This is a genomic window from Streptomyces collinus Tu 365 (assembly GCF_000444875.1).
Lineage (GTDB): Bacteria > Actinomycetota > Actinomycetes > Streptomycetales > Streptomycetaceae > Streptomyces > Streptomyces collinus_A.
Window position 1 is genome coordinate 7,120,381 of sequence record NC_021985.1, and the last position, 20,520, is coordinate 7,140,900.

General features: G+C 72.1%; 18 protein-coding genes. All 18 read left to right on the plus strand.

Annotation, left to right across the window (positions count from 1 at the left end; translation table 11 throughout):
- The first annotated feature begins 181 nt into the window (after positions 1 to 181).
- The gene (locus B446_RS30885; protein ID WP_020943373.1) at positions 182 to 1,990 is read left to right on the plus strand and encodes a DUF5941 domain-containing protein; all 1,809 of its coding nucleotides are present in this window, start codon (positions 182 to 184) and stop codon (positions 1,988 to 1,990) included.
- A complete protein-coding gene (locus B446_RS30890) occupies positions 1,987 to 2,739 on the plus strand; it encodes a sugar phosphate nucleotidyltransferase (RefSeq protein WP_020943374.1) in 753 nt (250 codons plus the stop codon). Before B446_RS30885 ends, B446_RS30890 begins: the two co-directional genes overlap by 4 nt.
- Entirely contained in the window at positions 2,727 to 3,788 is a 1,062-nt protein-coding gene (locus B446_RS30895; RefSeq protein WP_020943375.1) for an iron-containing alcohol dehydrogenase family protein, read from the plus strand. Before B446_RS30890 ends, B446_RS30895 begins: the two co-directional genes overlap by 13 nt.
- Entirely contained in the window at positions 3,766 to 4,545 is a 780-nt protein-coding gene (locus B446_RS30900) for a CDP-alcohol phosphatidyltransferase family protein (RefSeq protein ID WP_078614962.1), read from the plus strand. Before B446_RS30895 ends, B446_RS30900 begins: the two co-directional genes overlap by 23 nt.
- A 5-nt stretch (positions 4,546 to 4,550) precedes the next feature.
- Positions 4,551 to 5,423, plus strand: coding sequence for a glycosyltransferase family 2 protein (locus B446_RS30905; RefSeq protein ID WP_043476771.1), 873 nt, complete (start codon positions 4,551 to 4,553; stop codon positions 5,421 to 5,423).
- Between the two features lie 155 nt (positions 5,424 to 5,578).
- Complete coding sequence (locus B446_RS30910; protein WP_020943378.1) at positions 5,579 to 6,508, plus strand: ABC transporter permease; 930 nt, start codon at positions 5,579 to 5,581, stop codon at positions 6,506 to 6,508.
- Complete coding sequence (locus tag B446_RS30915; RefSeq protein ID WP_020943379.1) at positions 6,501 to 7,280, plus strand: ABC transporter ATP-binding protein; 780 nt, start codon at positions 6,501 to 6,503, stop codon at positions 7,278 to 7,280. The genes B446_RS30910 and B446_RS30915 overlap by 8 nt, the downstream gene beginning before the upstream one ends.
- A gap of 360 nt (positions 7,281 to 7,640) precedes the next feature.
- Positions 7,641 to 8,537 (plus strand): squalene synthase HpnC, encoded by an 897-nt coding sequence (hpnC, locus tag B446_RS30920; RefSeq protein ID WP_020943380.1) that lies wholly within the window; start codon positions 7,641 to 7,643, stop codon positions 8,535 to 8,537.
- Positions 8,534 to 9,493 carry a presqualene diphosphate synthase HpnD gene (gene hpnD / locus B446_RS30925; protein WP_020943381.1) on the plus strand — a complete coding sequence of 320 codons (960 nt, stop codon included), beginning with the start codon at positions 8,534 to 8,536 and terminating at the stop codon, positions 9,491 to 9,493. Before hpnC ends, hpnD begins: the two co-directional genes overlap by 4 nt.
- A complete protein-coding gene (locus B446_RS41195; protein WP_419184166.1) occupies positions 9,493 to 9,651 on the plus strand; it encodes a DUF6380 family protein in 159 nt (52 codons plus the stop codon). The genes hpnD and B446_RS41195 overlap by 1 nt, the downstream gene beginning before the upstream one ends.
- Positions 9,648 to 11,075 carry a hydroxysqualene dehydroxylase HpnE gene (hpnE, locus tag B446_RS30930; protein ID WP_020943382.1) on the plus strand — a complete coding sequence of 476 codons (1,428 nt, stop codon included), beginning with the start codon at positions 9,648 to 9,650 and terminating at the stop codon, positions 11,073 to 11,075. Before B446_RS41195 ends, hpnE begins: the two co-directional genes overlap by 4 nt.
- Positions 11,076 to 11,143: 68 nt before the next feature.
- On the plus strand, positions 11,144 to 12,208 hold the full coding sequence (locus tag B446_RS30935) for a polyprenyl synthetase family protein (protein WP_043476774.1): 1,065 nt from the start codon (positions 11,144 to 11,146) through the stop codon (positions 12,206 to 12,208).
- Between the two features lie 117 nt (positions 12,209 to 12,325).
- Entirely contained in the window at positions 12,326 to 14,398 is a 2,073-nt protein-coding gene (gene shc / locus B446_RS30940) for a squalene--hopene cyclase (RefSeq protein WP_020943384.1), read from the plus strand.
- Positions 14,399 to 15,040 carry a lipoprotein gene (locus B446_RS30945; protein WP_020943385.1) on the plus strand — a complete coding sequence of 214 codons (642 nt, stop codon included), beginning with the start codon at positions 14,399 to 14,401 and terminating at the stop codon, positions 15,038 to 15,040.
- Positions 15,041 to 15,045: 5 nt separating this feature from the next.
- A complete protein-coding gene (gene hpnH, locus B446_RS30950; RefSeq protein WP_020943386.1) occupies positions 15,046 to 16,068 on the plus strand; it encodes an adenosyl-hopene transferase HpnH in 1,023 nt (340 codons plus the stop codon).
- A gap of 4 nt (positions 16,069 to 16,072) precedes the next feature.
- Entirely contained in the window at positions 16,073 to 17,188 is a 1,116-nt protein-coding gene (gene ispG / locus B446_RS30955) for a flavodoxin-dependent (E)-4-hydroxy-3-methylbut-2-enyl-diphosphate synthase (RefSeq protein ID WP_020943387.1), read from the plus strand.
- Between the two features lie 40 nt (positions 17,189 to 17,228).
- Positions 17,229 to 19,130, plus strand: coding sequence for a 1-deoxy-D-xylulose-5-phosphate synthase (gene dxs, locus B446_RS30960; RefSeq protein ID WP_020943388.1), 1,902 nt, complete (start codon positions 17,229 to 17,231; stop codon positions 19,128 to 19,130).
- Positions 19,127 to 20,512: an aspartate aminotransferase family protein gene (locus tag B446_RS30965; RefSeq protein ID WP_020943389.1), complete on the plus strand. Its 1,386-nt coding sequence runs from the start codon at positions 19,127 to 19,129 to the stop codon at positions 20,510 to 20,512. The genes dxs and B446_RS30965 overlap by 4 nt, the downstream gene beginning before the upstream one ends.
- Positions 20,513 to 20,520: the final 8 nt, after the last annotated feature.

The following is a 20,520-nucleotide window of genomic DNA, read 5'->3' on the forward strand; positions in this document are numbered from 1 at the left end:
GATGATGATCGCGGCGAAGGCCGGGACAGACGCCGGGGGCCGGGCCGTGAACGGCCGGTGAACACGGGCTTCCGGTCATCCGATAGCCTTCGCCGACATGCCGCCCGGGTGCCGCAGGCAAGGCGCCCCACCACGCAGAAGATCCGGCGCCGTCACGCCGGCACCCAGGGAGTGAGTTCGGTTGTCGACCGCCATCGTCACCGGTCAGCCGGTCCCCGGATCGTCCCTCGAGAACGATCTGCGGTCCCTCGGCTTCGACGTGCTGATGGCCGCCGACGCCGCCGAGGCCGAGGCGCGGCTCGCCGCCGTCCCGGCCGACCGGCGGGTGGCCCTGGTCGACGCCCGCTTCGTCGGCCACCCGCACGCCCTGCGCCTCGGCCTGACCGACCCCCGCTTCCCGCTCGCCGCCGTCCCGGGCGCCGTCACCGCCCAGCCGGCCGCCCGGCAGGCGCTGACCCACGCCCTGGTCCGTGAGACCGCCGGCAGCGGCGCGCCCGGCGTCGAGGCCGTCGCCGACGGCGTCCCCGACCGGGTCACCGGCGCCCTCGGCACCGACGGCGCCGAGATCCACCGGCCCGAGCTGGGCAGCCTGGTCGCCGTCGTCCCGGCCGACCCGCAGACCCGCAACGAGGCACGGCAGGCCGTCGCCGCCGTCGACGACGAGGCCGTACGCCTGAAGTCGGCCGTGAAGTCCCGCGACGGCTTCTTCACCACGTTCTTCATCAGCCCGTACTCGCGCTACCTCGCCCGCTGGTGCGCCCGCCGCGGCCTGACCCCCAACCAGGTCACCACGGCCTCGCTGCTCACCGCCCTGATAGCGGCCGGCTGCGCCGCCACCGGCACCCGCGCCGGCTTCGTCGCGGCCGGCGTGCTGCTCATCGCCTCCTTCGTGCTGGACTGCACCGACGGCCAGCTCGCCCGCTACGCCCTGAAGTACTCCACGCTCGGCGCCTGGCTCGACGCCACCTTCGACCGGGCCAAGGAGTACGCCTACTACGCCGGCCTCGCCCTCGGCGCGGCCCGCGGCGGCGACGACGTGTGGGCCCTCGCCCTCGGCGCCATGGTCCTCCAGACGTGCCGGCACGTCGTGGACTTCTCCTTCAACGAGGCCAACCACGACGCCACCGCCAACACCAGCCCCACCGCCGCCCTCTCCGGCCGGCTCGACAGCGTCGGCTGGACGGTCTGGGTGCGCCGCATGATCGTGCTCCCCATCGGCGAGCGCTGGGCCATGATCGCCGTCCTGACCGCGGCCACCACGCCCCGCGTCACCTTCTACGTGCTGCTCGCCGGCTGCGCCTTCGCGGCGACGTACACCACGGCGGGCCGCGTGCTGCGGTCGCTGACCCGCAAGGCCCGGCGCACCGACCGCGCGGCCCTCGCCCTCGCCGACCTGGCCGACACCGGCCCGCTCGCCGACGTGGCACGGCGCGTGCTCGGCGGCCGGGGCCTGCCCGGCCTCGCGGTGCCCGTCGCGGCTCTGCTGGGCGGCGCCGCCGTCGTGGCCTGCTCGGCCCTGACCGGCTACGGCAGCGTGCTGCCGGTCGCCGGCGCCCTCGTCTACGTCCTCGCCTCGGCGCTCGCCGTCGCCCGCCCGCTCAAGGGCGCCCTCGACTGGCTGGTCCCGCCCTTCTTCCGGGCCGCCGAGTACGGCACGGTGCTCGCCCTCGCGGCGAAAGCGGGGGTGAACGGAGCCCTTCCCGCGGCTTTCGGGCTGGTGGCCGCCGTCGCCTACCATCACTACGACACGGTGTACCGCATCCGCGGGAACGCCGGAGCGCCCCCGGCCTGGCTGGTGCGCGCCATCGGGGGGCAGGAAGGACGGACGCTGCTCGTCACCGTCCTGGCCGCGCTGCTCACCGCCTCGCAGTTCAAGGTCGCGCTCACGGTCCTCGCCGTGGCCGTCGCCCTGGTGGTGCTCGCCGAGAGCATCCGCTTCTGGGTGTCCGCTGGGGCGCCCGCCGTACACGACGAAGGAGAAACCGCATGATCGGCCTCGTGCTGGCGGCCGGCGCCGGACGCCGTCTGCGCCCCTACACCGACACCCTGCCCAAGGCCCTGGTGCCGGTGGGTCCCGAGGGCGTGGAGGGCGAGCCGACCGTCCTGGACCTGACGCTCGGCAACTTCGCCGAGATCGGCCTGACCGAGGTCGCGGTCATCGTCGGCTACCGCAAGGAGGCCGTCTACGAGCGCAAGGCGGCCCTGGAGCAGAAGTACGGCCTGAAGCTCACCCTCATCGACAACGACAAGGCCGAGGAGTGGAACAACGCCTACTCCCTGTGGTGCGGCCGTGACGCCCTCAAGGACGGCGTGATCCTCGCCAACGGCGACACCGTGCACCCGGTCTCCGTCGAGAAGACCCTGCTCGCCGCCCGCGGCGAGGGCAAGCGGATCATCCTCGCGCTGGACACCGTGAAGTCCCTCGCCGACGAGGAGATGAAGGTCGTCGTGGACCCCGAGAAGGGCGTCCAGAAGATCACCAAGCTGATGGACCCGGCCGAGGCCACCGGCGAGTACATCGGGGTCACCCTGATCGAGGGCGAGGCTGCTCCGGACCTGGCCGACGCGCTGAAGACGGTCTTCGAGACCGACCCGCAGCAGTTCTACGAGCACGGCTACCAGGAGCTCGTGAACCGCGGCTTCAAGATCGACGTCGCGCCGATCGGCGATGTCCGGTGGGTCGAGATCGACAACCACGACGACCTCGCCCGGGGACGTGAGATCGCGTGCCAGTACTGACCCGGCTCATTCCCTCGCCGGTCGTCGTGGACATCCGCCCGGGTGCCCTCGACGACCTGGCGGGTGTCCTCGCCGACCAGCGCATCTCGCAGTCGGGCCGGCTCGCCGTCGCCGTCAGCGGCGGCTCCGGCGCCCGGCTGCGCGAGCGGCTGGCGCCCTCGCTGCCGGGTGCCACCTGGTACGAGGTCGGCGGCGGGACGCTCGACGACGCGATCCGGCTGGCCGGCGCCATGAAGGCCGACCACTACGACGCGGTGGTCGGCCTCGGCGGCGGCAAGATCATCGACTGCGCCAAGTTCGCCGCGGCGCGGGTCGGCCTGCCGCTGGTCGCGGTCCCGACGAACCTCGCGCACGACGGCCTGTGCTCGCCGGTCGCCACGCTCGACAACGACGCGGGCCGCGGCTCCTACGGCGTGCCCAACCCGATCGCCGTCGTCATCGACCTGGACGTCATCCGGGAGGCGCCGGCGCGCTTCGTGCGGGCCGGCATCGGCGACGCGATCTCCAACATCAACGCCATCGCGGACTGGGAGCTGTCCCAGCGGACCACCGGCGAGAAGGTCGACGGCCTGGCCGCCGCCATGGCCCGGCAGGCCGGCGAGGCCGTGCTCAGGCACCCCGGCGGCATCGGCGACAACGACTTCCTCCAGGTGCTCGCCGAGGCCCTCGTCCTCACCGGCATCGCGATGTCGATCTCCGGTGACTCACGGCCCGCCTCGGGCTCCTGCCACGAGATCAACCACGCCTTCGACCTGCTCTTCCCCAAGCGGGCCGCCAGCCACGGCGAGCAGTGCGGCCTCGGCGCGGCCTTCGCGATGTACCTGCGCGGCGCGCACGAGGACGCGGCCTTCATGGCCGAGGTGCTGCGCCGGCACGGGCTTCCGGTGCTGCCGGAGGAGATCGGCTTCAGCGTGGACGAGTTCGTCCGCGCCGTGGAGTACGCCCCGAAGACCAGGCCCGGCCGGTACACGATCCTCGAACACCTCGACCTCAAGCCGAACCAGATCAAGGACTCCTACGCCGACTATGTCAAGGCCATCGGTAGCTGAACTCCGGCCGGTCGTCCACCCCGCGGGGGTCAAGGACCGGCGCAGCGGTGAGCACTGGGGTGGACGCCTCTACATGCGTGAGGTGTCCCTGCGCGTCGACCGCTACCTGGTGAACACCAAGGTCACGCCCAACCAGCTCACGTACCTGATGACCGTGTGCGGTGTGCTCGCGGCCCCGGCCCTGCTGGTGCCCGGGATTCCGGGCGCCGTCCTCGGGGTGGTCGCCACCCAGCTGTACCTGCTGCTGGACTGCGTCGACGGCGAGATCGCGCGCTGGCGGAAGCAGTACTCGCTGAGCGGGGTCTACCTGGACCGGGTGGGCGCCTACCTCACCGACGCGGCCGTGCTGGTCGGGCTGGGCCTGCGCGCCGCCGACCTGTGGGGCGGCGGCCGCATCGACTGGCTGTGGGCCTTCCTCGGCACCCTCGCCGCGCTCGGCGCGATCCTGATCAAGGCCGAGACGGACCTGGTCGGCGTCGCCCGGCACCAGACCGGCAAGCCGCCGGTCCAGGAGTCGGCCGCGGAGCCGCGGTCCTCGGGCATGGCGCTGGCCCGCCGGGCCGCCGCGGCCCTGAAGTTCCACCGGCTGATCCTCGGGATCGAGGCGTCGCTGCTGATCCTGCTCCTCGCGGTCGCGGACCAGATCCACGGCGACCTGTTCTTCACCCGGCTCGGCACCGCCGTCCTCGCTGGCATCGCCATGCTGCAGACCCTGCTGCACCTGGTGTCCATCCTCGCCTCCAGCAGGCTGAGGTGAGCGGCATGCGGGTCGGCGCGGTCATCATCACCATGGGCAACCGGCCCGAGGAGCTGCGTGCCCTCCTCGACTCCGTCGCCAAGCAGGACGGCGACCCGGTCGAGGTGGTCGTGGTCGGCAACGGCTCTCCCGTCCCGGACGTCCCCGAGGGCGTGCGGACCGTCGAGCTGCCCGAGAACCTGGGCATCCCCGGCGGCCGCAACGTCGGCATAGCGGCCTTCGGGCCCAGCGGGCGCGACGTCGACATAGTGCTGTTCCTCGACGACGACGGCCTGCTCGCCCGCCACGACACCGCCGAGCTGTGCCGGCAGGCGTTCGAGGCCGACCCCGAGCTCGGCATCATCAGCTTCCGCATCGCCGACCCCGAGACCGGCGAGACCCAGCGCCGCCACGTGCCCCGGCTGCGCGCCTCCGACCCGATGCGCTCCTCCCGGGTCACCACCTTCCTCGGCGGCGCCAACGCCGTCCGCACCCGCGTCTTCGCCGACGCCGGTGTCCTGCCGGACGAGTTCTTCTACGCCCACGAGGAGACCGACCTCGCGTGGCGGGCGCTCGACGCGGGCTGGATGATCGACTACCGGGCCGACATGGTGCTGTACCACCCGACGACCGCGCCCTCGCGGCACGCGGTGTACCACCGCATGGTCGCCCGCAACCGGGTCTGGCTGGCCCGCCGCAACCTCCCCGCCGCACTGGTCCCCGTCTACCTCGGGGTCTGGCTGCTGCTCACCCTGCTGCGCCGCCCCTCCGGACCGGCCCTGAAGGCCTGGCTCGGCGGCTTCCGCGAGGGCTGGACCAGCCCGTGCGGCCCCCGCCGTCCCATGCGGTGGCGTACGGTGTGGCGGCTGACCCGACTGGGCCGGCCCCCGATCATCTGACAAGCTCGATGTGCGGGGCGGCGCACCTCCGCGCCCCCCGGGGGGCGGATCCGCCGCACGCGGACGGGGCACCCGTACCCGCGAGCACGCACACTCGAACACGACGCACACGACCCATTCGAACTCGACGCTCTAGAAGACGAAAGCTTCCACCTGTGAGTGAGACAACGCACGACGGCGGTGTCGCGGTGACCGCGGCCCCGTCGCCCGACGAGGGACTGACGGCGGCGCAGCTCGCCGACAAGTACGGGCTCGCCGTGAGCGGTGCCCGGCCCACCCTCGTCGAGTACGTCCGTCAGCTGTGGGGGCGGCGCCACTTCATCCTCGCCTTCTCCCAGGCGAAGCTGACCGCGCAGTACAGCCAGGCCAAGCTCGGCCAGCTGTGGCAGGTGGCGACCCCGCTGCTGAACGCGGCGGTCTACTACTTCATCTTCGGCGTCATCCTGCACGCCAGCCGCGGCATGTCCAAGGACGTGTACATCCCGTTCCTGGTCACCGGCGTGTTCGTGTTCACGTTCACGCAGAGCTCGGTCATGTCGGGCGTCCGGGCGATCGCCGGCAACCTGGGCCTGGTGCGCGCCCTGCACTTCCCGCGCGCCTCGCTGCCCGTCTCCTTCTCGCTGCAGCAGCTCCAGCAGCTGCTCTTCTCGATGATCGTGATGTTCATCGTGGCGATCGGCTTCGGCAGCTACCCGGGCCTGTCCTGGCTGCTGATCGTGCCGGTGCTGTGCCTGCAGTTCCTGTTCAACACCGGGCTGGCGCTGATCGTGGCCCGCATGGGCGCCAAGACGCCCGACCTCGCCCAGCTCATGCCGTTCGTGCTGCGCACCTGGATGTACGCCTCGGGCGTCATGTTCTCCATCAGCAAGATGATGGAGGGCCGTCCGGAGTGGGTGGTCCGCCTGCTCCAGGTCAACCCGGCGGCGGTCTACATGGACCTGATGCGGTTCGCGCTGATCGACGGGTACGGCGCCGGCAACCTGCCGCCGCACGTGTGGGGCATCGCCCTGTTCTGGGCCGTGGCCGTCTTCGCCGGCGGCTTCGTGTACTTCTGGAAGGCGGAGGAGAGGTACGGCCGTGGCTGAGCGCAACACCGGGGACCCGCGCCCCACCGTCATCGCGGACGAGCTGCACATCGTCTACCGCGTCAACGGCGCCAAGACCGGCAAGGGCAGCGCCACCGCGGCGCTCAGCCGCATCCTGAAGCGCGGCGAGGAGCGGGGCGTGCGCAAGGTGCACGCCGTGCGCGGGGTGTCCTTCGTCGCCTACCGCGGCGAGGCCATCGGCCTGATCGGCTCCAACGGCTCGGGCAAGTCCACCCTGCTGCGGGCCATCGCCGGGCTGCTGCCCGCCGAGAAGGGCAAGGTCTACACCGACGGCCAGCCCTCGCTGCTCGGTGTCAACGCGGCCCTGATGAACGACCTGACCGGCGAGCGCAACGTCATCCTCGGCGGCCTCGCCATGGGCATGTCCCGGGAGCAGGTCAAGGAGCGGTATCAGGACATCGTCGACTTCTCCGGGATCAACGAGAAGGGCGACTTCATCACCCTGCCGATGCGGACCTACTCCTCCGGCATGGCGGCCCGGCTGCGGTTCTCCATCGCGGCCGCCAAGGACCACGACGTCCTCATGATCGACGAGGCGCTGGCCACCGGCGACCGCAAGTTCCAGAAGCGTTCCGAGGAACGCATCCGGGAACTGCGCAAGGAGGCCGGCACGGTATTTCTGGTCAGCCACAACAACAAGTCCATCCGGGACACCTGCAACCGGGTCCTGTGGCTGGAGCGCGGTGAGCTGCGCATGGACGGCCCGACGGACGAGGTCCTGAAGGAATACGAGAAGTTCACGGGTAAGTAGCCCGATTTCGGCCAGGGCCCCGCCGGCAACCGTCCGGCGGGGCCCTGCGTCTGCAAAGGAAGCGTCAACTCCTTTGAGGCTTAGGAATCTTGACGTCAATCGGTGTGTTGTTGTGATGTGCAGGACACCCCGACGGACCAGGCCGCGTTGTACAACGTAAGCTGTACCGGTGCCGGAAAGCGGCAACTGGGGCGATAATGCGCGGCATCCTACGCCGGGCCGTCCCGCGGACGGCCGGATGGCGTGTCCGAAATAGTGTGTATTGGGTCGGCAGTGTAGAACGGGAGATGTGACGGCAATGGCTACGGAAACTCCCCAGCTCGGCGGAGCGTGTGCCGTCCCCGCCCCGGGCAGCGCGCGGTGACGGGAAGCGACACGGCGCACGCTCTGGAACGCGCCACCCTGGACAAGGCCGCGAGCGAGAACTTCCCCGTGGCCCCCTTCTTCCTGCCCCGGGACTGGCGCGACGACCTCATGGCCGTCTACGGCTTCGCCCGCCTCGTGGACGACATCGGCGACGGCGACCTCGCCCCCGGCGGCGCCGACGCGCGCGTGCTCGGCGTTTCGGCCACGGACGCCGAGGACCGCCTGGTCCTGCTCGACGCCTTCGAGAAGGACCTGCGGCGGGTCTTCGACGGCAGCCCGCGCCACCCCCTGCTGCGCCGCCTGCAGCCCACGGTCCGCCGGCGCGGGCTCACCCCCGAGCCCTTCCTCGGCCTGATCGCCGCCAACCGCCAGGACCAGCTCGTCGCCCGTTACGAGACCTACGACGACCTGCTCGCCTACTGCGAACTGTCGGCCAACCCGGTCGGCCGTCTCGTCCTCGCCGTCACCGGCACCTCGACCCCCGAACGGGTCCGGCTGTCCGACGCGATCTGCACGGCGCTGCAGATCGTGGAGCACCTCCAGGACGTCGCCGAGGACCTCGGCCGCGACCGGATCTACCTGCCCGCGGCGGACATGAAGCGCTTTCACGTGCAGGAAACGGATCTCTCCCGGAAAACCGCGGGCGCATCGGTGCGCGCCCTGGTTGCATACGAGGCGCAACGCGCCCGCGATCTGCTGAATGAAGGCGCCCCCCTGATGGGTAGCGTCCACGGCAGGTTGAAGCTGCTGCTCGCGGGGTTCGTGGCGGGGGGAAGGGCGGCGATCAGGGCGATCGCCGCCGCCGAATACGACGTACTTCCCGGCCCGCCCAAGCCCGGCAAGGTCCAGTTGCTGCGCGAGGTGGGCGTGACCCTGCGAGGAGAGAGGTGATCCGGACCGTGGAGTCTGAGCACGTCTCGGCACCGGTACTCGCCGCCTACAGCTACTGCGAGGCCGTCACCGGACAGCAGGCCCGCAACTTCGCCTACGGCATCCGGTTGCTCCCGACGCCCAAGCGCCGCGCCATGTCGGCGCTGTACGCGCTTTCCCGGCGCGTCGACGACATCGGCGACGGCGAGCTGCCGGGCGAGGCCAAGGTGGCCCGGCTCGAGGACACCAGGGCGCTGCTCGCCCGGGTCCGCGAGGGCGCCGTCGAGGAGGACGACACCGACCCGGTGGCCGTCGCCCTCGCGCATGCCGCCCGCGCCTTCCCGATCCCGCTCGGCGGCCTGGACGAGCTGATCGACGGCGTCCAGATGGACGTGCGCGGGGAGACCTACGAGACCTGGGACGACCTCAAGGTCTACTGCCGCTGCGTGGCCGGCGCCATCGGGCGGCTCTCGCTCGGCGTGTTCGGCACCGAACCGGGGGCGCGCGGCGCCGAGCGCGCACCGGAGTACGCCGACACGCTCGGGCTCGCGCTGCAGCTCACCAACATCCTCCGGGACGTCCGCGAGGACGCCCTGGGCGGCCGCACCTACCTGCCCGCCGACGACCTGGCCAAGTTCGGCTGCTCGGCCGGGTTCGGCGGGCCGACGCCTCCCGAGGGATCCGACTTCGCGGGCCTCGTGCACTTCGAGGTGCGACGGGCCCGCGCCCTCTTCGCCGAGGGCTACCGCCTGCTGCCCATGCTCGACCGGCGCAGCGGCGCCTGCGTGGCCGCCATGGCCGGCATCTACCGCCGGCTCCTCGACCGCATCGAGCGCGACCCGGAGGCCGTGCTGCGCGGCCGGGTCTCCCTGCCCGGCCGGGAGAAGGCCTACGTCGCCGTACGCGGACTGTCCGGACTCGACACCCGGCACGTGTCCCGGCACGTGTCCCGGCGCACCGTCAGGAGGCGCGCCTGATGGGTTCTGCGGGGCTGGCGCGCACCGGGGCGCCGGCCGGATCCGGCGACCGGACGCGGCGGGCAACCCTCCGCCGCGGCGTGGCGTCCCTGACTGCGACGGCCGACCGTGCACCGTTCATCCAGCACGCCCGGCACGCACGGAAGGACGCAGGATGAGCGAGGGCTCACGCCACACGGAGGCGCAGGCCGGCACCCCGGCACCCGGAGGGCGCCGTGCCGTCGTCGTCGGCGGCGGTCTCGCCGGGATCACCGCGGCGCTCGCGCTCGCCGACGCGGGCATCGGGGTCACCCTGCTCGAAGGCCGGCCCCGGCTGGGCGGCCTCGCCTTCTCCTTCCGCCGAGGCGAGCTGACCGTCGACAACGGCCAGCACGTCTACCTGCGCTGCTGCACCGCCTACCGCTGGTTCCTCGACCGGATCGAGGGCGCGGCGCTGGCACCGCTGCAGAACCGCCTGGACGTACCCGTCGTCGACGTCGCCAAGCCCGAGGGCCGGCGGCTCGGCCGGCTGCGGCGCGACCCGCTGCCGGTCCCGCTCCACCTGGGGCGCAGCCTGGCCGCCTATCCGCACCTCTCGCTCGCCGAGCGTGCCGCCGTCGGGCGGGCCGCGCTCGCGCTCAAGGCGCTCGACCCCACCGATCCGGCCCTGGACGACCAGGACTTCGGCGGCTGGCTGACCGCGCACGGCCAGTCGGCGCGCGCCGTCGAGGCCCTGTGGGACCTGGTCGGGGTCGCCACCCTCAACGCGGTCGCGGGCGACGCCTCGCTGGGGCTCGCCGCGATGGTGTTCAAGACCGGTCTGCTGTCCGAGCCGGGCGCGGCCGACATCGGCTGGGCCCACGTCCCGCTGGGCGAACTGCACGACCGGCTGGCCCGCAAGGCGCTCGACTCCGCGGGTGTCCGTACCGAGGTCCGTTCACGCGTCACCTCCATCTCCTCCAACGGAAACGGGACCTGGAGCGTTCAGGTTCCCGGCGAGACGCTGCACGCCGACGCCGTCGTGCTCGCCGTACCCCAGCGCGAGACGCACGACCTGCTGCCGCACGGCGCGCTGGACGCCCCCGGGCGGCTGCTGGACATCGGCACCGCGCCGATCCTCAACGTGCACGTCGTCTACGACCGCAAGGTGCTCGCCCGGCCCTTCTTCGCCGCCCTCGGCACCCCCGTGCAGTGGGTCTTCGACCGGACCGACGCCTCCGGGCTCGGCGCGGGGCAGTACCTGGCGATGTCCCAGTCCGCCGCGCAGGACGACATCGACGCACCCGTCGCCGACCTCCGCGCGCGCTACCTGCCCGAGTTGGAACGGCTGATCCCGGGCACCCGCGGCGCGGTGGTGCGGGACTTCTTCGTGACCCGGGAGCGCACGGCCACGTTCGCCCCCACCCCCGGCGTCGGGCGGCTGCGGCCCGGCGCCCGTACCAAGTCCCCCGGCCTGTACCTGGCCGGAGCGTGGACCGCCACCGGGTGGCCCGCGACCATGGAAAGTGCGGTCCGCAGTGGAGTGAGCGCGGCCGACGCCGCGCTGAGCGCCCTGGGCCGGCCCCGCCCGAGCCGTCTCTTCGCGTTCGAGGAGGCGGCCTGATGCCCCGGCAGAGCACGGCAGGCCCCCGCACCCCCGGTACCGCAACAAGAGGAGAGACTGTGCCCACTGTGCCCCCGGCCTCGACACCCGCTCGGAGGACCGCGGTGGACGTGACCGCGCTTCTGGAGCGCGGACGGACCCTGGCCACCCCGGTCCTGCGTGCGGCCGTCGACCGCCTGGCGCCTCCGATGGACACCGTCGCCGCCTACCACTTCGGCTGGATCGACGCCGCCGGCAACCCCGCCGACGGCGACGGCGGCAAGGCCGTGCGGCCGGCCCTGGCCGTCCTCTCCGCCGAGGTCACCGGCGCCGCCCCCGAGGTGGGCGTCCCCGGGGCCGTCGCCGTCGAACTCGTCCACAACTTCTCGCTGCTGCACGACGACCTGATGGACGGCGACGAGCAGCGCCGGCACCGCGACACGGTCTGGAAGGTGCACGGCCCCGCCCAGGCCATCCTGGTCGGCGACGCCCTGTTCGCCCTGGCCAACGAGGTGCTGCTGGAGCTCGGCACCGTCGAGGCCGGCCGAGCCACCCGCCGGCTGACCACCGCCAGCCGCGCCCTGATCGACGGTCAGGCGCAGGACATCTCCTACGAGCACCGCGACCGGGTCAGCGTCGAGGAGTGCCTGGAGATGGAGGGCAACAAGACGGGCGCCCTGCTCGCCGCCTCCAGCTCCATCGGCGCGGTCCTCGGCGGCGCCGACGACCGCACCGCCGACTCCCTGGAGAAGTACGGGTACCACCTCGGCCTCGCCTTCCAGGCCGTCGACGACCTCCTCGGCATCTGGGGCGACCCGGAGGCCACCGGCAAGCAGACCTGGAGCGACCTGCGCCAGCGCAAGAAGTCCCTGCCGGTGGTGGCCGCGCTCGCGGCGGGCGGCCCCGCCTCCGAGCGGCTCGGCGAGATCCTCGCCGCCGACGCCAAGAGCAGCGACTTCGAGAACTTCTCCGAGGAGGAGTTCGCCGCCCGCGCCGCCCTCATCGAGCAGGCGGGCGGCCGGGAGTGGACGGCCGAGGAGGCACGCCGGCAGCACACCGTCGCCCTCGAGGCGCTCGACGCGGTGGACATGCCCGACCGGGTGCGGGAAGCCTTCACGGCGCTCGCCGACTTCGTCGTCGTACGGAAGAGATGATCCCTATCGGTCGAACAGTCCTCGCGTAGTCGCCGGCCGGTGTCGAGGGACGACGGACACCGGCCGACGGCGGACCCACAGCAGCACGATTTCGCACGACTGCACGAAGGGGAAGCCATGACAGCGACGACCGACGGAAGCACCGGGGCGACCCTGCCGCCCCGGGCTGCCGCGGCCAGCCACACCGCCCTCACCACCCCCGCCGCGGCCGGGGTACAAGAAGCCGCCGGACACGCCGCGAGGCGCGCCACCGACTACCTGCTGGCCCGTCAGGACGCGCAGGGCTGGTGGAAGGGCGACCTCGAGACGAACGTCACGATGGACGCTGAGGACCTGCTGCTCCGTCAGTTCCTGGGGATCCAGGACGAGGCGACGACGCAGGCCGCGGCCAGGTTCATCCGGGGCGAGCAGCGCGAGGACGGCACCTGGGCCACCTTCTACGGCGGCCCCGGCGAACTGTCCACCACCGTCGAGGCGTACGTCGCCCTGCGCCTGGCCGGCGACGCGCCCGACGCCCCGCACATGGCGAGGGCCTCCGCCTGGGTCCGCGAGCGCGGCGGCATCGCCTCCGCCCGGGTCTTCACCCGGATCTGGCTCGCCCTGTTCGGCTGGTGGAAGTGGGAGGACCTGCCCGAACTCCCGCCCGAGCTGATCTGGTTCCCGACCTGGATGCCGCTCAACATCTACGACTTCGGCTGCTGGGCCCGCCAGACCATCGTGCCGCTCACCGTCGTCTCGGCCAAGCGCCCGGTGCGCCCGGCGCCCTTCCCGCTGGACGAGCTGCACACCGATCCGGCCGACCCCAACCCGCACCGGCCGCTCGCCCCGGTGGCCAGCTGGGACGGCGCCTTCCAGCGGCTGGACAAGGCGCTGCACCAGCTCCGCAAGGTCGTCCCGCGCCGGCTGCGCCGGGCCGCGATGAACTCCGCCGCCCGCTGGATCGTCGAACGGCAGGAGAACGACGGCTGCTGGGGCGGCATCCAGCCCCCGGCCGTGTACTCGGTCATCGCCCTGCACCTGCTCGGGTACGACCTCCAGCATCCGGTCATGCGCGAGGGCCTGGCCTCACTGGACCGTTTCGCCGTGTGGCGCGAGGACGGCGCCCGGATGATCGAGGCCTGCCAGTCCCCGGTCTGGGACACCTGCCTGGCCACCATCGCCCTGGTCGACGCCGGCCTGCCCGTCGACCACCCGCAACTGGTCAGAGCGGCCGACTGGATGCTCGGCGAGGAGATCGTCCGGCCCGGCGACTGGGCCGTGAAGCGTCCCCAGCTGCCGCCCGGCGGCTGGGCGTTCGAGTTCCACAACGACAACTACCCGGACATCGACGACACCGCCGAGGTGGCGCTCGCGCTGCGCCGGGTCCGCCACCACGACCCCGAGCGCGTGGACCACGCCATCGGGCGGGCCGTGCGCTGGAACCTCGGGATGCAGTCCCGCAACGGGGCCTGGGGCGCCTTCGACGTCGACAACACCAGCCCGTTCCCCAACCGGCTGCCGTTCTGCGACTTCGGCGAGGTCATCGACCCGCCGTCGGCCGACGTCACCGCGCACGTGGTCGAGATGCTCGCCGCCGAGGGCCTCGCCCACGACCCGCGCACCCGGCGCGGCATCGACTGGCTGCTGGCCGAACAGGAGCCGAACGGCTCGTGGTTCGGCCGCTGGGGCGTCAACTACCTCTACGGCACGGGTTCGGTGGTGCCCGCCCTCACCGCGGCCGGGCTGCCCGTCTCCCATCCGGCGATCCGGCGGGCGGTGACCTGGCTGGAGGGCGTCCAGAACGACGACGGCGGCTGGGGCGAGGACCTGCGCTCCTACAAGTACGTCAAGGAGTGGAGCGGCCGCGGCGCCTCCACCGCCTCCCAGACGGGCTGGGCGCTGATGGCGCTCCTCGCGGCGGGGGAGCGGGACTCCAAGGCCGTCGAGCGCGGTGTGCGGTGGCTGGCGGAGACCCAGCGCGAGGACGGCACCTGGGACGAGCCGTACTTCACCGGCACCGGCTTCCCCTGGGACTTCTCCATCAACTACCACCTGTACCGGCAGGTGTTCCCGCTCACCGCGCTCGGCCGGTACCTGCACGGCGACCCCTTCGAGCGGCCGCCGCTCGCCACGGCCAGGAAGCACCTGCCCGAGGTGCGCCGGCCGGTGACCGAGGCCGGACCGTCCCGCTCCGAGGCCAAGGGGAGCTGAATGAGAGCCCAGCCCGCCCCGGCCCCGCTGCTGATCGCCTGCGCGCTCGGCATCGAGCACCTCGCCCTGCGCACCGGCGACCGCGGCGGCGCGGGCGGGCCGGTCTCCTTCCTGCGCACGGGCATGGGGCCCAGGGCGGCGGAACGGTCCGTCACCGGCCGGCTGGCCGGCCCCGCGCTCACCGGGGCCGCCGTGGTGGCCACCGGCTTCTGCGCCGGACTCGCCCCGGGCATGCACCCCGGCGACCTGGTCGTCGCCGAGGAGACCCGGGACCCGCGCGGGACCGTCCCGTGCGTACGAACCGATCTGCTGGTGAAGGAACTCGCGCGTCTGCTGCCCGGGCGCACGCTCCACACCGGCCCGCTCACCGGCTCCGACCACGTGGTCCGTGGTCCGGAGCGGTCCGACCTGCTGGCGACCGGCGCGATCGCGGTCGACATGGAGTCGGCGGCCACGCTGCTCAGCGCGGTCCGCACGGGCGAACGCCCGGTCGCGGCCGTCCGGGTGGTCGTGGACGCTCCGGAACACGAGCTCGTCCGGATCGGCACGGTGCGCGGTGGGATCACCGCTTTCCGCGTTCTCCGTTCCATCCTTCCCGCGTTTTTCGAATGGCACCGTTCTTTGCCGCTCCCCCGGAGGTGAGCCAGATGGCCATGCCGTTGCGTCAGTCCATCAAGGTCGCTACGTACCTGGCTGAACAGAGGATCCGCAGGCGCGACAAGTTCCCGCTCATCGTCGAGCTGGAGCCGCTCTTCGCCTGCAACCTGAAGTGCGAGGGCTGCGGCAAGATCCAGCACCCGGCCGGTGTGCTCAAGCAGCGCATGCCGGTGGCCCAGGCCGTGGGCGCGGTACTGGAGTCCGGTGCGCCCATGGTGTCCATCGCCGGTGGAGAACCGTTGATGCACCCGCAGATCGACGAGATCGTGCGGCAGCTGGTGGCCCGGAAGAAGTACGTCTTCCTGTGCACCAACGCGCTGCTGATGCGCAAGAAGATGGAGAAGTTCACGCCGTCGCCGTACTTCGCCTTCGCGGTGCACATCGACGGGCTGCGCGAGCGGCACGACGAGTCCGTCGCGAAGGAGGGCGTGTTCGACGAGGCGGTGGAGGCCATCAAGGAGGCCAAGCGGCGCGGCTTCCGGGTGACCACCAACTCGACCTTCTTCAACACCGACACCCCGCAGACCGTCATCGAGGTGCTCAACTTCCTCAACGACGACCTCCAGGTCGACGAGATGATGATCTCGCCCGCGTACGCCTACGAGAAGGCGCCCGACCAGGAGCACTTCCTCGGCGTCGAGCAGACCCGCGAACTGTTCCGGAAGGCGTTCGCGGGCGGCAACCGCCGCAAGTGGCGGCTCAACCACTCCCCGCTCTTCCTGGACTTCCTGGAGGGCAAGGTCGACTTCCCGTGCACGGCGTGGGCGATCCCGAACTACTCGCTCTTCGGCTGGCAGCGCCCCTGCTACCTGATGAGCGACGGGTACGTGCCGACGTACCGCGAACTCATCGAGGACACCGACTGGGACAAGTACGGCCGGGGCAAGGACCCGCGCTGCGCCAACTGCATGGCGCACTGCGGCTACGAGCCGACGGCCGTGCTCGCCACCATGGGCTCCCTGAAGGAGTCGCTGCGGGCCATGCGCGAGACCGTCTCCGGGAACCGGGAGTGACGCGGTGACCGCCGTCCCCCTGGGCGTTCCCGAGGTACCGGCCCGGCCGGTCGCACCGCGGCGCGCGTCGCGGCGGATCCAGGTCGGGCCGGTGGCGGTCGGCGGCGGTGCCCCGGTGTCGGTCCAGTCGATGACGACGACACGGACCTCCGACATCGGTGCCACCCTCCAGCAGATCGCCGAACTCACCGCGTCCGGCTGCCAGATCGTCCGCGTCGCCTGCCCCACGCAGGACGACGCGGACGCCCTGGCGACCATCGCCCGCAAGTCGCGGATCCCGGTGATCGCGGACATCCACTTCCAGCCGAAGTACGTGTTCGCGGCCATCGAGGCGGGCTGTGCGGCGGTCCGGGTGAACCCGGGCAACATCAAGAAGTTCGACGACCAGGTCAAGGAGATCGCGCGGGCCGCGAAGGACCACGGCACGCCGGTCCGGATCGGGGTCAACGCCGGTTCCCTGGACCGGCGTCTGCTCCAGAAGTACGGCAGGGCCACCCCCGAGGCACTGGTGGAGTCGGCCCTGTGGGAGGCGTCCCTCTTCGAGGAGCACGACTTCCGGGACATCAAGATCTCCGTCAAGCACAACGACCCGGTCGTCATGATCGAGGCGTACCGCCGGCTCGCGGAGCAGTGCGACTACCCGCTGCACCTCGGCGTGACCGAGGCCGGCCCGGCCTTCCAGGGCACGATCAAGTCGGCGGTCGCCTTCGGCGCGCTGCTGAGCGAGGGTATCGGCGACACCATCCGGGTGTCGCTGTCGGCCCCGCCCGCCGAGGAGGTCAAGGTCGGCATCCGGATCCTGGAGTCGCTGAACCTCAGGCAGCGCGGTCTGGAGATCGTCTCCTGCCCGTCCTGCGGCCGCGCCCAGGTCGACGTGTACAAGCTCGCCGAGGAGGTCACCGCCGGTCTGGACGGCCTGGACGTGCCGCTGCGGGTGGCGGTGATGGGCTGTGTGGTCAACGGGCCGGGGGAGGCCCGGGAGGCCGACCTCGGCGTGGCCTCCGGCAACGGCAAGGGCCAGATCTTCGTCAAGGGCGAGGTCGTCAAGACGGTCCCCGAGTCCAGGATCGTCGAGACCCTCATCGAGGAGGCCATGAAGCTCGCCGAGCAGGCGAAGTGAGTCGAGGCCACAGCACGGTACGACCGAGAGGGGGCCCAGCGTGACGATTCTGGAGACCATCCGGGGACCACGCGACCTGAAGGCGCTGTCCGAGGCGGAACTCGGTGAACTGTCGGAAGAGATACGTGAGTTCCTGGTGCAGGCGGTGTCGAGGACCGGCGGCCACCTGGGGCCGAACCTGGGCGTGGTGGAACTCACCGTCGCGCTCCACCGGGTCTTCGAGTCGCCGGCCGACCGCATCCTGTGGGACACCGGCCACCAGAGCTATGTGCACAAGTTGCTGACCGGACGCCAGGACTTCTCCAAACTGCGCGGCAAGGGGGGCCTGTCCGGCTATCCCTCGCGCGAGGAGTCCGAGCACGACGTCATCGAGAACTCCCACGCCTCCACCGCGCTGGGCTGGGCCGACGGCCTGGCCAAGGCCCACCAGGTGCAGGGGGGCGAGGGCCACGTCGTCGCGGTCATCGGCGACGGCGCGCTGACCGGCGGCATGGCCTGGGAGGCGCTGAACAACATCGCGGCCGCCAGGGACCGGCCGCTGATCATCGTCGTCAACGACAACGAGAGGTCGTACGCCCCGACCATCGGCGGCCTCGCCAGCCACCTGGCCACCCTGCGCACCACCGACGGCTACGAGAAGTTCCTCGCCTGGGGCAAGGACGTGCTGCTGCGCACGCCGGTCGTCGGCCACACCGTCTACGAGTCCCTGCACGGCGCCAAGAAGGGCTTCAAGGACGCCTTCGCCCCGCAGGGCATGTTCGAGGACCTGGGCCTGAAGTACGAGGGCCCGATCGACGGCCACGACATCGGTGCCGTCGAGGCGGCGCTGCGCCGGGCGAAACGCTTCCACGGGCCGGTCCTGGTCCACTGCCTCACCGAGAAGGGCCGCGGCTACGAACCCGCCCTCGCCCACGAGGAGGACCACTTCCACACCGTCGGCGTGATGGACCCGCTGACCTGCGCCCCGCTCACGCCCCTCGCCGGGCCCTCGTGGACCTCGGTGTTCGGCGACGAGATCGTCCGGATCGGCGAGGAACGCGAGGACGTCGTGGCGATCACGGCGGCCATGCTGCACCCGGTCGGCCTCGGCCGGTTCGCCGAGCGCTTCCCCGACCGGGTGTGGGACGTGGGCATCGCCGAGCAGCACGCGGCCGTCTCCGCGGCGGGCCTCGCCACCGGCGGGCTGCACCCGGTCGTGGCCGTCTACGCCACCTTCCTCAACCGCGCCTTCGACCAGGTGCTGATGGACGTGGCCCTGCACAAGTGCGGGGTGACGTTCGTGCTGGACCGGGCCGGCGTCACCGGCGTCGACGGGGCGTCGCACAACGGCATGTGGGACATGTCCGTCCTGCAGGTCGTGCCGGGCCTCAGGATCGCCGCCCCGCGCGACGCCGGGCAGTTGCGCGCCCAGTTGCGCGAGGCCGTCGCCGTGGACGACGCGCCCACCCTGGTGCGCTTCCCGAAGGAGTCCGTCGGACCGCAGATCCCGGCGGTCGGCCGGGTCGGCGGCATGGACGTGCTGCACCGGGCGGAGCGCCCCGACGTGCTGCTGGTCGCCGTCGGGGTGATGGCCCCGGTGTGCCTCCAGGCCGCGGAGCTGCTCCAGGCCCGGGGCATCGGGTGCACGGTGGTCGACCCGCGGTGGGTCAAACCCGTGGACCCGGCGCTGCCGGGCCTGGCCGCCGGACACCGTCTGGTGGCCGTCGTCGAGGACAACAGCCGTGCCGCGGGCGTCGGTTCGGCCGTGGCACTGGCCCTCGGGGACGCCGACGTGGACGTGCCGGTACGGCGGTTCGGCATCCCGGAGCAGTTCCTCGCGCACGCCAAGCGCGGCGAGGTGCTGGCCGACATCGGCCTCACGCCCGTCGAGATCGCCGGCCGGATCGGTGCGAGCCCGGCCGTCAGGGACGTGGGGGGCACAGTCAAGGAGAGAGCTGAATGACCACCGAGTTCGATCTCGGCGCCCTCCTCGCCGAGCGCGGGGCCGAGCGCTACGAGCTGCACACGAAGTACCTGAACCCGCAGCTCCCGCGCATGCTGCACACCATCGGCTTCGACAAGGTCTACGAACGCGGCGAAGGGGCCCACTTCTTCGACGCGGACGGCAACGACTACCTCGACATGCTGGCCGGGTTCGGGGTGATGGGCCTCGGCCGGCACCACCCGGTCGTCCGCAAGGCACTGCACGACGTCCTCGACGCGGGCCTCGCCGACCTCACCCGCTTCGACTGCCAGCCGCTGCCCGGGCTGCTCGCCGAGCGGCTGCTCGCGCACAGCCCGCACCTGGACCGGGTGTTCTTCGGCAACAGTGGCACCGAGGCGGTCGAGACCGCCCTGAAGTTCGCCCGCTACGCCACCGGACGGCCGCGGATCCTCTACTGCGACCACGCGTTCCACGGCCTGACCACCGGCTCCCTGTCGGTCAACGGCGAGGACGGCTTCCGCGACGGCTTCGCCCCGCTGCTGCCCGACACCGCCGTTCCCCTCGGCGATCTCGACGCCCTGGCGCGGGAGCTGAAGAAGGGCGACGTCGCCGGGCTGATCGTGGAGCCGATCCAGGGCAAGGGCGTGCACGAGGCGCCGCCCGGCTACCTGCGCGCCGCCCAGGAGCTGCTGCGCCGGCACAAGGCGCTGCTCATCGCCGACGAGGTGCAGACCGGTCTCGGCCGCACCGGCGACTTCTACGCCTACCAGCACGAGGACGGCGTCGAGCCGGACCTGGTGTGCGTGGCGAAGGCGCTGTCCGGCGGCTACGTCCCGGTCGGGGCCACCCTCGGCCGGGACTGGATCTTCCGGAAGGTCTACTCGTCCATGGACCGCGTGCTGGTGCACTCGGCGAGCTTCGGGTCCAACGCGCAGGCGATGGCCGCCGGGCTCGCCGTGCTGTCGGTCATGGAGAACGAGCAGATCGTCGCCGGGGTGCGGCGCACGGGCGACCTGCTGAAGGCCAGGCTCACCGCGCTGGTCGACCGCTACGAGCTGCTCGCCGACGTGCGCGGCCGCGGCCTGATGATCGGCATCGAGTTCGGCAGGCCCTCGTCGCTGAAGCTGCGGGGCCGCTGGACCATGCTGCAGGCCGCGCGCAAGGGCCTGTTCGCCCAGATGGTCGTCGTCCCCCTGCTGCAGCGGCACCGGATCCTCACCCAGGTCTCCGGCGACCACCTGGAGGTGATCAAGCTCATCCCGCCGCTGGTCGTCGACGAGGCCGACGTGGACCGGTTCGTGACGGCCTTCACGGCGGTGATGGACGACGCCCACAGCGGCGGCGGCCTGATGTGGGACTTCGGCAAGACCCTGATCAAACAGGCGGTGGCCAACCGCTGACGTACCGG